Here is an 11,162-nt window from a genome sequence, read left to right as displayed (position 1 = left end):
AGACTGATCGGCCCGCAAGCGAAGCGAGCGGCTGCCGGAAGGCTCCCCTTTGGGGGTAGCGGCGGCCCCGGCAAGTTTCTTACTCGAAACAGGCAAGCTGGGGTACCACCGGGGTGCTTCATAGATAAATCAGCGTTTTCCTGGCGTCGCTTGCCGCCGTGGGAATATTATAATTAGGTTGTCTTTAAGGAGCTATCCGTTTGATGAAACTCAGGACTCTGGCCTTGGGGGGCATGGTCGCCGCCCTGTATGCCGCTTTGACCGTGCTCCTCGCGCCTCTCTCCTACGGGCCGGTTCAGCTTCGTTTCTCCGAGGGGCTGACGCTTCTGCCCTATTTCCTGCCCGAGGCGGTCCCGGGGCTGGCCGCGGGCTGCCTGATCGCCAATCTGTTCGGAGGGTACGGGGCGGTCGACGTGGTCGTGGGGACGGGGGCGACGCTGCTGGCCGGGGTCCTGACGCGCCGGATGCCCTGTCTGTGGATGGCCGCGCTGCCTCCGGTCCTGGTGAATATGCTGCTGATCGGGGGAATGCTGCATGTTCTCGTTGGAACCCCTCTCGCAGCGACCTGCCTGTACGTCGGGCTGGGCGAGGCGGGGGCTTGTTTTCTGATAGGCCTTCCCCTGATGCGTTCGCTCGAGAGGCGCGGCATCCTCAGGCGGAATGTCGGGGGAAGTGTACGGTAAAGGGGGAAGGGGTATGTACAGCTTCAAAAATTATTACTCGATCTTGAACGTCTCCGAGACGGCCCCTCACGACGAGATCAAGGCGGCTTTCCGGAGGATGGCCAAGCTCTATTCTCCCGATGTCAACCCCGACCCCTCCGTGACCCATCGTTTCGAGGAGATCCTCGAGGCCTGGGGGGTGCTGGGCGACGCCGTGTCCCGCAGGGAGTACGACCGGAGCCGAGGGGTCTGGGACCTCATGGAGGAGAACTCTCCGTATTCCGTCGGGAGAAGACCGGACCCCGTTCGGCCGAGTGCGGCGCCGTCCTCTCCGTCCCCGTCCGTCGATCCCATCGAGCGGGTGAAGGTCGATCAGGCGGGGGATCTCGGGCACACTCCCCGTGGGTGGGTTCCCCACGGCCGCGAGCGGGATGGGAAGGCGGGGGAGTATTTCGAGCGCTCCAAGGTTCCCCTGTTGGTCCTGGGCAGCCTTTTTCTCCTTTGGCTTTCGGGGTGGCTGAGGCTCGAAAGCCTGAGCGACGGGCGTGGCGTGCTGAAGGCCTTCCTGCAGGGCATAATCTGGGGACCCTTTTTCTGGCTTTCCTTCTGGGGCATTCGTTTCCGCCTCCCCGCGCTGGGGGACGGGCGGAAGCTGGGGGTCCTTTATCCCTGCCTTTCAGGCGCGCCCTACGCTTTTTGCGCCCGATGGTTCCTCAGGGACGTCCGGGAGCCGGCCTTGCCGCTCGGCGTGGATTGGCTTTTATGGTACGCCTCCTTCGTCGTCATCTTCGCCGCTTTCGCGGTCCTCCTGGAGCCGAAGGGCTCCGAATCTTCGATGTAAAACCGTAAAACAAAAATGCTTGACAAAGTTTCGGCGTCTCTCTATAATGCCTGAGTTCATGAGAGCATTGGCTTGCTGTCACGGTCGGGGAGTGGATGCGGCGTGAATGGCTGGGACGACGACAGGGAGCGCCTGGAGCGCCGGATGCGTTTCAATGCGCTTTACGATCTCTATTCCCCCCTTCTGACGGAGCGGCAGAGGGATGTCTACGAGATGCTCTATTTTTCCGATCTCGCTCCGGCCGAGGTGGCGAAGTCCCTTGGAATCACGCGTCAGGCCGTCCATATTCTGGTCCGCCGCACGATGGACCGTCTGGACGCCATAGAGCGCGACCTGAAGTTTGCCGAGATCGTCGAGCGCCTGGAAGGGCGCATCCGCGAGCTGGAGGAAAGCCTGAGGCGATATACGGATGTTTGAATCCCTGAGATCGAAGCTGGAGTCCGCATTCTCCCGACTGCGCGGCAAGGGCAAGCTGTCCGAGGCCGATGTCGATCTCGCGCTGCGCGAGATCCGCAAGTCGCTCCTGGAGGCGGACGTCGACTTCAAGGTCGTCCGAGATCTGATCGAGAGGATCAGGGCGCGGGCGGTCCAGCTCGACGTCCTGGAGTCCATCTCGGCGGCGCAGCATGTCTCGACCGTCGTCTACGAGGAACTGATCGCCCTCATGGGGGAGCCGGCCCCCTTGACCATCGCCCCGAAGCCGCCGACCGTCATCCTGATGGCGGGCCTGCAGGGGAGCGGAAAGACGACGACGACCGTCAAGCTGGCCCGGCGTCTCAAGGACTCCCACAACCCCCTGGTCGTGGCCTGCGATCTTCGCCGTCCCGCCGCCGTCGAACAGCTGAGGGTCCTGGCCGAGCAGTCCAAGGTCGCTTTCTTCGGCCCCGCGGACGGGGGACAGGATGTTCTGAAGGTCGTGCGTGAAGCGGCCGATTATGCGGCCTCCCGCCTGCACGACGTCATCCTGTTGGACACGGCCGGACGCCTTCATGTCGACGGGGACCTGATGGAGGAGCTCGGCGCCGTCGCCGGGGTCCTGCCCCCTCAGGAGAAGCTGCTGGTGGTCGACGCCATGATGGGGCAGGAGGCGGTGAACGTCGCGCGGTCGTTCCATGAGCTCCTGAGCCTGACGGGCCTGGTCCTGACCAAGCTGGACGGCGATGCCCGGGGCGGAAGCGCCCTGGCCATACGGGCCGCGACGGGGATTCCCGTCAAGTTCGCCGGCGTCGGAGAGGGGACGGATGCGCTCGAGGTCTTCGATTCCCGGCGCATGGCCAGCCGCATCATGGGGATGGGGGATATCCAGGGGCTGCTCGAAAAGGTTCAGGCCGCGGGGGTGGGGGAGACCGCCCAGATTGCGGAGAGCCTCAAGGACAGGCACTTCACCCTGGAGACCCTGCTGCTTCAGTTCCAGCAGATCGAGAAGATGGGGCCCTTGGGCAAGGTGATGGAGATGGTGCCTGGGTTCAGCCGCATCAAGGGGATGGACGCCTCGCAGATGGACGACTCGGTCATTCGCCGCAACAAGGCCATCATTCAGTCCATGACGCGCTCGGAACGGCTCAACCCGAAAATCATCAAGGGATCGAGGCGCAGGCGTATCGCCATGGGATCGGGGACCTCCGTCCAGATGGTCAATCAGCTGCTGGCACAGTACGAACAGATGAAAAAGCTCTTCAAGACCTTTTCCTCGGGGGGCAAGGGGTTCAATCTCCGCTCCCTCTTCGGGAGGCGGGGGCGTTTTTTCTAAGCGTATTTTTCAGGAGAACGACGGGGAGTCTTCCCCTTCGACTTTCCCCCTCAGGGGGGTAATTTTCTTGTTTTTTTCAGTTTTCTCAAAGCTTGCAGGAGGTGTAGTATATGGCGGTACGAATTCGTTTGTCGCGTCTGGGCAGAAAGAAAGCTCCGTTTTACAGGCTGGTGGTTGCGGACTCGCGTTCGCCCAGGGACGGCCGGTTCATCGAGTTGATCGGGACCTACAACCCCATGACCGACCCGGCGGCCGTGGCCATCGACGAGGATCGCGCGCTGTATTGGCTGAGCGTCGGGGCCCAGCCCTCGGATACGGCCAGAGGACTTTTGAAGAAGCAGGGGATCTGGGAGAAGTTCGAGAGCGCGAAAGCCCACTAGCCCCCGCTTCTCAGACGGGGTCCGGGGAACTTTCCGGATATGGGCCGTTGCCCCCTGAACCTGACAGCGGCCTGGTTTCGTACCATATCTGTCTCACATATCCAAACAAAAAATAGGAGGTGCCGCAATGGTCAACTATAAGGAGCTCGTCGAATTTATCGTCAAATACCTCGTAACGCAGCCGGATGCCGTTAGCGTTGAGAGCGGAGAGGAAGAAAATGGTACCAAGGTCATGATTCGCGTCGCTCATGAGGATGTCGGACGCATTATCGGAAAGCGGGGGGCCACGATAAACGCGATTCGGCTCCTGGCCAAAGCGGCCGCCGTCAAAGCCGGAGAAAAGGTGGATGTCGACATCGTCGAGGAATGAACGGGCGGAATCCGCCTCGGCTTCGAACATCCCCGACGGGAAGGTGGTTATCGGGCGCGTCTCCTCGCCCCACGGCGTTCGAGGGGAGCTGGCGATCGTTCCCCTGACCGACTTTCCCGAGCGTTTTCAGGGGATGGATTCCCTGGACCTCTACAGGGAGGGCGTCCTGCTGTCCACGCTGAACGTGAGGCGGATTCGCTTCAATGAGGGGAAAGACAGCCTCATTCTGGAGAGCGATCTTGGGGACCGGGACGAGGCTGCGGCCCTGTCGGGGGCTCTGGTTCTTATCGATGCGGAGGATCGCGTCGAGCTGCCGGAAGGGCACTTCTGGATCGACGACCTCATCGGACTGAAGGTCGAGGACATGGAGGGCCGCCCCCTGGGGACGGTGAAAGATATCCTTACGGCCGGTACGAGCGAGACCTATGAGATATTGGGAGTGGATGGCCGGGTGCATTACGTCCCGGCAGCGGAGGAGTTTGTCCGGGACATCGACCTCGATCTGGGCCGGATTTGCATTGCTTTGATCGAGGGTCTCTGGGACTGATGCACGTCACGATCGTGACCGCCTTTCCCGAGTTTTTCGGGGACTTTCTCTCGACGAGCATCCTGGGACGGGCCGTGAAGCGGGGGCTCGTTCGCGTGGACCTTGTCGACCTCAGGGAGTTCGGCCGGGGGGGGTATCGCCAGATCGACGACTATGCCTTCGGTTCCGGGGGGATGGTCCTGGCCGCACCCCCGCTGGCGGACGCCCTGCGCGCCGCCGGGGAGCTGGGGGAAGGGGACCCGTTTGTGGTCTACCCCTCGCCTCAAGGCTGCGTCCTGACCCAGGAGATCGTCGAGTCCCTCACGCGTCAGGAGCATGTGGTTATCCTCTGCGGTCACTACGAGGGGTTGGACGAGCGTTTTGTGGAGCGTGAGGTCGACCTCGAGGTTACGGTGGGGGACTGTGTCCTGACCGGCGGGGAGATCCCCGCGATGGCCATCGTCGATGCCATGTCCCGTTTGGTGCCCGGAGTGGTGGGGCGGGGCGAGGCGGTCGCCGAGGACTCCTTTTACCGCGGCATGCTGGACCATCCGCACTACACGAGGCCCGCCTCATGGGAGGGGCGGACGGTCCCCGAGGTCCTTCTGGGCGGCAACGCGTCGGAGATACATTCCTGGAGGCGCGCGAAGGCCGTGGAAAGGACCCTGGCCAGAAGGCCGGACCTTCTTTCCCGCGCCGCCATCCGGGGATACCTGACGGGAAACGTCTACCTGGCCGTGATGGGGGATGCCGAGGTTTTTCCTCCTCCTTTCGTCTCGGATGTACGGCGTCTGTGCCGTACCTACGGGTTGGGGCGTCCGGTGTTCGTCGTGACGGACAGGGAGGGGAGGCGCTCCCTTGAATCGGCAGCGGGGGCCGAAGGGGACCCCGTCCTTTCGCCAAAGATATTCGGCTCTCTGGAGTGGGCCATCGACTGGATCGAGCGAAAGGAAAAAGGAGCGCCCCTTTTGAGGATCGCAGTCCTGGACGCGGCGTGCAGGGGGTCGCTTCATGCCCTGGAGGTCAAACGCCGGTGCCTCGAGCATCCGGGGCCCGTGCTTCTTTTGTTCCCCGTCCTTCCGGAGGAATGGAGGGGCCTGGAGGGCGGCTTTTTGGTCGCCGGCCTTTTTGACGGCGGAGAGACCTTGCCCCTGACGGCCCGGGCAGCCGTCGCCCTAGATCGCATCCTGGGAGGCCGCTGAACGGAGAATGAGCTCAATGAAACGAAAACTGTTTTCCTTAAAGGAGGAAATGCGAAAGTGAATATATTGAACCTTGTGGAGAAGAAATATTTCAAGACGGAGGGGGTACCGGAGTTTCGCCCCGGCGATACCCTTCGCGTCCATGTGAAGGTCAAGGAGGGCGTCCGCGAGCGCATCCAGGTTTTCGAGGGGATCGTGATCGGACGGCAGCATGGGGGCTTGAGCGAGACCTTTACCGTCCGCAAGATCTCGAACGGCGTCGGCGTGGAGAGGATCTTCCCCCTGCACTGCCCCTCCATCGAGAAGATCGAGGTCAAGCGCCTGGGCAAGGTGCGCCGCGCCAAGCTCTACTATCTCCGTAAGCTGAGCGGCAAGGCCGCGCGCATCAAGGAGCGCCGCGAGTTCGATTAGTTCGTTTCGGGGGTCATCCCAGGGACAAAGCCTCGCCTTCTTGGCGGGGCTTTGTCCGTTTTGGGCCGACGCCGTCCTGAGGGGCCCAATGTGATATGATGGTACTGCTGGCGTGAAAGGCGTGCGGATCGGCCGGATGCCCTTTTGTTTGTGTGGATTTTGGTTTTGCGAGCCTGCGACGCTCCTCCGGGAACGTCGTTTTTTGTATATACAGTCGTTTTTTGTGCTCGGCAGGAAGCTGGAGGTTGAGTGTGTACCGTTTTCATATGAAGGTTTACGGCTGTCAGATGAACGTCTACGACAGTGACCGGGTGCGGACGGCACTGGTGCGCAGGGGCTGGGAGGATACGAAGGAGGCGGAGGCCGACCTGGTCGTCGTCACGGGGTGCAGCATCCGGGGCAAGGCGGAGCAGAAGGTCTGGAGCGAGCTGGGGCGTTACGCGGATGCCTGGAGCAGCAGGCGCCGACCCGTCGTCGCCCTGACGGGCTGCATCGCCCAGAGTCTGGGCAGGCGTGCGCTCTCCCGTTTCCCCTGGGTCAGGCTCGTCTCCGGGCCGCGGCATATCGGTCTTCTGCCCGACGGTCTGGAGCGCGTGATGCGGGACGGAGCGCGCGTCGATCTGCTGGACGACGACCCGCGGGATTTCTTCGATCTGGACGAGTTCACCGCCCGGCGCGAGAACCCCTGGCGGGCCTACGTGACCATTGCGCACGGCTGCGACAACTTCTGTACCTACTGCATCGTCCCCTACGTGCGCGGGCGCTTCCTGTCGCGCCCCGCGGAGGACATCCTGCGCGAGGTGCGCCTGCTCGTGACGAGCGGCGTGCGGGAGGTCACCCTGCTGGGGCAGAACGTCAACAGCTACGGCAAGGACTTTTCGGACGGAACGACGTTCGCTTCCCTGCTGCGCGACGTCGCGCGGATCGACGGCCTCGACCTCGTCCGCTTCGTCACGTCGCTGCCGCAGGATTTTACCGAGGACATCGTGGAGGTCATGGCCGGGGAGCGCACCGTCTGCCCCTCCCTGAACCTGCCGATCCAGGCGGGGAGCGACCGCATCCTGAAGCTCATGAACCGGAAATACACGCGCGCGGAGTACCTCGAAAAAGTCCGGATGGTGCGGAGGGCGCTTCCCGAGCTGGGCCTGACCAGCGACCTGATCGTGGGGTTCCCCGGCGAGACGGAGGAGGACTTCGAGGCGTCCGTATCGGCCCTGGAGGAAATCCGGTTCGACCTCGTCCACACGGCGGCCTACTCCGAACGTACGGGCACACCCGCGGCGAACATGCCCGGAGCGCTGCCCCAGGAGGTGCGTCTCTCCCGCCTGACCCGCATCAATGCGGTACAGGACGCCATCACGCTCTCGATCAACGAGGCGCTGGTGGGGCGGACCTTTCGGGTTCTGGCGGATGCGCCTGCGCCGAAGGGCGAGGGGCTCCTGCAGGGCCGGACCTCCACGGACAAGGTGACGCTCTTCCCCGGCGGCGAAGAACTGCTGGGAAAATTCGTCGACGTGAGGATCACCGAGGCGGAGTCCTGGTGCCTGCACGGGGAGATTGCAGGATCGTAGTTTGAGGTGATAGGCTCGAGTGCCGAGCGGCGCCTCCCTGGAGTTTGAGGCCTTGCGGGGCCGAGTTTCCTTTTCGAGGAGCGGGTTTGTGATGGGCCGAAGATGGCTGTGCCGTAAAATATTGTGTCGCGATGCGCGTTTGAATCGCCTGGCGGATCGTTTTTCGGCTTTTCTCCAAACGCCGTCCTCTCCCGAGGAGCGCTGTTGCCGCATCTCGGGGGAAGGGCTCGAGGGCGAGTTCCGGCGCGCCTTTCTCGATAATTTCATGGAGGTCAGTTGGGAGGACGCACGGTCCGATCGCAGGACGCGTCTGTCCATGAGCACGACCGGGGACGCCTATACCCTTTATTTCTCCCTTTTCGGCGAGCTCTTCTGGTCGGAGGAGCTCAGCGGAGCGGAGTGGACGATTGGCCCCGACCGTTTCGTCGTCCTGCGGGTCCGCGAGGCCGTGGAATCCATGACGCTGACTCCCGGATGCCGGAGCATGGGGATCAGCCTGTCGGTCCCCTCGGAGCAACTGCGCCGGTTTATCGGCGACGGGCCGGGGTTTGGCCTCGAAGCGGGCCGCGGCTATACCGGGCGGACGTTCGTCCTGACCGATGCCGTGCGGCGGGTGCTGGGAGACCTGCAGGACTGTCCCCTGTGCGGGGACCTGCGGCTCCTCTACATGGAGGCGAAGGCCATGGAGCTGTTCTCGCTGATCCTGGAACAGGCCCGTTCCGGCTCCCTCGGGCATGACCGGGATCGCCTCTCACGGACGGAGCGTCAGGCCCTGGAGCGGGTGAAGGCCATGATCGACGCGGACATCTCCCGTCCCGTCTCCATAAAAGATTTGGCCCGCCACGGACACATCAACGAGTGCTCGCTGAAGCGGGCGTTCAAACGCGCCTATGGCCTGCCCGTACATTCCTACATCCTGGACCGGCGCATGAGCGCGGCGCGGAGGCTGCTGGAGCTCGGCCGGGGTGTGGCGGAGACGGCGTCGTGCGTAGGCTACGGCGACGCCAGCAGCTTTTCCCGGGCGTTCAAGAGAAAGTACGGCTGCAGTCCCGGCGGGGTCAAAGGGTAGGGCTCCGAGGACACTCCGCCTCCCGCGTCGGACGGAAAAGCGTTTTCGGACCCCTCGCGGCTTTATCTCTCTTTTCTCCCCTCCTTTCCATGACATCACCTCATCCTCCATTCCCGCGCCCGGTTCGGCTGCCCGGGGTACGGCAAAAATCGAAAGGAAATCTCTCCACGCCCAGACATGCGCTGCAGAGGACTGTTCCGAGTCCTTTACAGGTATGTCTGTTTGTGTTTCAATGAAAACGGAGCAGGGGTTGGAATCCCGTTTTGTGAATGGAATAGCTTGGAACTCGGAAGGGCTGTCGGGAGCGGCGCGCGGACCTGCGCAAGCTGCGCATTCCTGCGGACGAGCGCGGAGCGGCCCGCCTTGAAGCAGCAGGGAAAGCTGCTTTTCATTTTTTTGTCATCTATGGGAAGGAGGCTGCATGATGAACTTTCTTGCCCTTGTGCTTTCCTCTGAGAAAAAATGGGGACGCCTGGTGTTGGCTTTGATCGGTGGCGGGCCGTTGATGTTTTTCTCCGAAAGTGCCTGGTGGATCGTGGGCTTTCTTGTGTCGATCGCGTTCGGGTGGTTCCTGAGCCTCGCCCTGGGAATGTTGGGGGTGGTGGAGATGGGGACGGCGAATCGGATAGCCTTTTTATTTCCCCTCGCCGTTTCGATGGGGCTCTGGTTCTGGATGAACGATCTTCCCGGGGTTTACTTTTTTATTCCGGCGGTCGTTTTGGGGCTGGGCTTGATCATGCCCTCGAGTTTCCTGATGTGCGACCCGCGTCACCCATCCACGTGGCTGTAGAAGAGCCCTAACGGATGAGAGGAGGAGACGGATGAACCGGAAGAGACTTTATGCGGGGCTTGCAGGTCTGTTTTTGTTTGCTCTCGTTTTTTTGCTTGCGAAACAGTTTCTTTTTCAAGAGGAGCCGATTTCCTCTCGCAGCGGCAGGGAGATCTATGAGACATTGATGTCCTTGAGACCGGGCACCTCCATCGAGAAGGCTCAGGAGATTCTAGGAGAACCGAATGATGTTGCAGACAACGTTTCCAACCTACTTTGTCAAGTTGCTAGGGTTTGTTCACTCAAGATATTGTTAAATTGGTCAAGATATGTCAAAATAGTCGCATGATGAAGATCAGCCAGGTGCAATACGAGCGTATAGCGGATTGTTTCCCCGTCCATCGAGGCAATGTCGCTTACGACAACCTTAAGGTGCTCAATGCCATTCTGTATGTCATGGAAAATGGGTGCAAATGGAGGAGGCTCCCGGAAAGGTTCGGGAACTGGCATACTATCTACATGCGCATGAGCCGATGGTACAAGTCCGGTGTTTTGGACAGGGTTTTTGAACGCCTGCAGCACGAGCGTCTTCTCCGCATGAGACTTGAAGCGGTATGTCTGGACAGTTCCTGTGTCAAGGTCCATCCTGATGGGACAGGGGCTTTAAAAAAGGGGGACCTCAATCTATCGGAAAGTCCCGGGGAGGATGGACCACCAAGATTCATCTGGTTGCCGCGGGTCCCGACTGTCCGTTGATTTTTCATCTCTCGCCCGGCAATGCCCATGATGGCCCGGAAGGCCGCAAGTTGATAGAGATGCTGAGGGAGGTGTTGCCCCCCGGATGCAAGTTGTTGATGGATAAGGCTTATTGTGGGGTGGCAACACGTCGTCTTGCGGAAGAATGCGGGTTGGAGCCGGTCGTTCCGCCCAAGAGCAACGCGAAGAAACCCTGGCGGTATGATGCAGAGCTTTACAAGAGACGGAACGAGGTCGAGCGTCTTTTCTGCAGGGTTAAAAGGTTTCGTCGCATTGCTACGCGCTACGATAAGTTGGATGTTATTTTCTTGGGATTCCTGCTTTTTGCTTTTGTTGTCGACTTCTTGCTTTTGTGTTAACACGACCTAAGTTACTGTAAATTCAGAGGTAGGGGAGGATAGATATGTTCGACTTTGGCAACGCAAACTCAGCCCAACGGGAGGCCATAGCCGCCTCGGACGGGCCTGTCCTGATAACGGCAGGGCCGGGGACGGGAAAAACCTATACCCTCGTCCAGCGCACTCTCTACCTCATTGAGGAGCGCGGCGTTAAGCCTGAGAGCATTCTCATCGCCACGTTCACCGAGAAAGCGGCAAAGGAACTCATCACGCGCATATCCAATGAGCTGATTCTGCGCGGCATAGCAGCAAACATCAACGATATGTATGTCGGCACATTCCACTCTATCTGCCTCCGTCTCCTAAAGGAACACCTTGAGTACACGAGACTCCGCAAGAACTATCGCCTCATGGATGCCTTTGACCAGCAATATACCGTTTTCCAGAACTTTCACAAGTTCAAGGCCCTTGACGGCTTTGATGACCTGTTCCCCAAGAGAGGCCAATGGACAATATC

15 protein-coding genes are annotated in these 11,162 nt (G+C 61.0%); all 15 read left to right on the top strand.

Features of this window, described 5'->3' with window-relative positions:
* The first annotated feature begins 203 nt into the window (after positions 1 to 203).
* Entirely contained in the window at positions 204 to 683 is a 480-nt protein-coding gene (locus tag Q0176_RS11080; protein WP_299302964.1) for a QueT transporter family protein, read from the top strand.
* Between the two features lie 13 nt (positions 684 to 696).
* Positions 697 to 1,503, top strand: a complete 807-nt coding sequence (locus tag Q0176_RS11075) for a J domain-containing protein (RefSeq protein ID WP_299302962.1) — start codon at positions 697 to 699, stop codon at positions 1,501 to 1,503.
* Between the two features lie 102 nt (positions 1,504 to 1,605).
* Positions 1,606 to 1,920, top strand: a complete 315-nt coding sequence (locus Q0176_RS11070; RefSeq protein ID WP_299302959.1) for a sigma factor-like helix-turn-helix DNA-binding protein — start codon at positions 1,606 to 1,608, stop codon at positions 1,918 to 1,920.
* Entirely contained in the window at positions 1,913 to 3,253 is a 1,341-nt protein-coding gene (gene ffh, locus Q0176_RS11065) for a signal recognition particle protein (RefSeq protein WP_299302956.1), read from the top strand. The genes Q0176_RS11070 and ffh overlap by 8 nt, the downstream gene beginning before the upstream one ends.
* A gap of 110 nt (positions 3,254 to 3,363) precedes the next feature.
* Positions 3,364 to 3,633 carry a 30S ribosomal protein S16 gene (gene rpsP, locus Q0176_RS11060; RefSeq protein ID WP_299302953.1) on the top strand — a complete coding sequence of 90 codons (270 nt, stop codon included), beginning with the start codon at positions 3,364 to 3,366 and terminating at the stop codon, positions 3,631 to 3,633.
* Positions 3,634 to 3,760: 127 nt separating this feature from the next.
* Positions 3,761 to 4,003, top strand: coding sequence for a KH domain-containing protein (locus Q0176_RS11055; RefSeq protein WP_299302950.1), 243 nt, complete (start codon positions 3,761 to 3,763; stop codon positions 4,001 to 4,003).
* Positions 3,981 to 4,550 carry a ribosome maturation factor RimM gene (rimM, locus tag Q0176_RS11050; RefSeq protein ID WP_299302947.1) on the top strand — a complete coding sequence of 190 codons (570 nt, stop codon included), beginning with the start codon at positions 3,981 to 3,983 and terminating at the stop codon, positions 4,548 to 4,550. Before Q0176_RS11055 ends, rimM begins: the two co-directional genes overlap by 23 nt.
* Positions 4,550 to 5,731 (top strand): tRNA (guanosine(37)-N1)-methyltransferase TrmD, encoded by a 1,182-nt coding sequence (trmD, locus tag Q0176_RS11045; RefSeq protein WP_299302944.1) that lies wholly within the window; start codon positions 4,550 to 4,552, stop codon positions 5,729 to 5,731. The genes rimM and trmD overlap by 1 nt, the downstream gene beginning before the upstream one ends.
* Before the next feature lie 57 nt (positions 5,732 to 5,788).
* Positions 5,789 to 6,142 carry a 50S ribosomal protein L19 gene (gene rplS, locus Q0176_RS11040; RefSeq protein WP_299078647.1) on the top strand — a complete coding sequence of 118 codons (354 nt, stop codon included), beginning with the start codon at positions 5,789 to 5,791 and terminating at the stop codon, positions 6,140 to 6,142.
* 251 nt (positions 6,143 to 6,393) lie between these two features.
* Positions 6,394 to 7,713 carry a tRNA (N6-isopentenyl adenosine(37)-C2)-methylthiotransferase MiaB gene (gene miaB / locus Q0176_RS11035; RefSeq protein WP_299302939.1) on the top strand — a complete coding sequence of 440 codons (1,320 nt, stop codon included), beginning with the start codon at positions 6,394 to 6,396 and terminating at the stop codon, positions 7,711 to 7,713.
* A 91-nt stretch (positions 7,714 to 7,804) separates the two neighbouring features.
* Complete coding sequence (locus Q0176_RS11030) at positions 7,805 to 8,782, top strand: AraC family transcriptional regulator (RefSeq protein WP_299302935.1); 978 nt, start codon at positions 7,805 to 7,807, stop codon at positions 8,780 to 8,782.
* Positions 8,783 to 9,206: 424 nt separating this feature from the next.
* Positions 9,207 to 9,572 carry a hypothetical protein gene (locus Q0176_RS11025; protein WP_299302932.1) on the top strand — a complete coding sequence of 122 codons (366 nt, stop codon included), beginning with the start codon at positions 9,207 to 9,209 and terminating at the stop codon, positions 9,570 to 9,572.
* Between the two features lie 31 nt (positions 9,573 to 9,603).
* Complete coding sequence (locus Q0176_RS11020) at positions 9,604 to 9,900, top strand: hypothetical protein (RefSeq protein WP_299302929.1); 297 nt, start codon at positions 9,604 to 9,606, stop codon at positions 9,898 to 9,900.
* Positions 9,900 to 10,666 (top strand): IS5 family transposase gene (locus Q0176_RS11015; RefSeq protein ID WP_299302967.1). Its coding sequence is split into 2 segments (ribosomal slippage): positions 9,900 to 10,224 and positions 10,224 to 10,666, totalling 768 coding nucleotides; the frame shifts between segments, so codons are not numbered across the junction. The genes Q0176_RS11020 and Q0176_RS11015 overlap by 1 nt, the downstream gene beginning before the upstream one ends.
* A gap of 44 nt (positions 10,667 to 10,710) precedes the next feature.
* On the top strand, positions 10,711 to 11,162 hold a 452-nt coding region (locus tag Q0176_RS11010; RefSeq protein WP_299302926.1), incomplete at its 3' end, for a UvrD-helicase domain-containing protein.

The sequence above is a fragment of the uncultured Fretibacterium sp. genome, from assembly GCF_938040765.1.
Lineage (GTDB): Bacteria > Synergistota > Synergistia > Synergistales > Aminobacteriaceae > CAJPSE01.
Note: the sequence above shows the minus strand (reverse complement) of the source record. Positions and strands in the feature narration are given on the sequence as shown.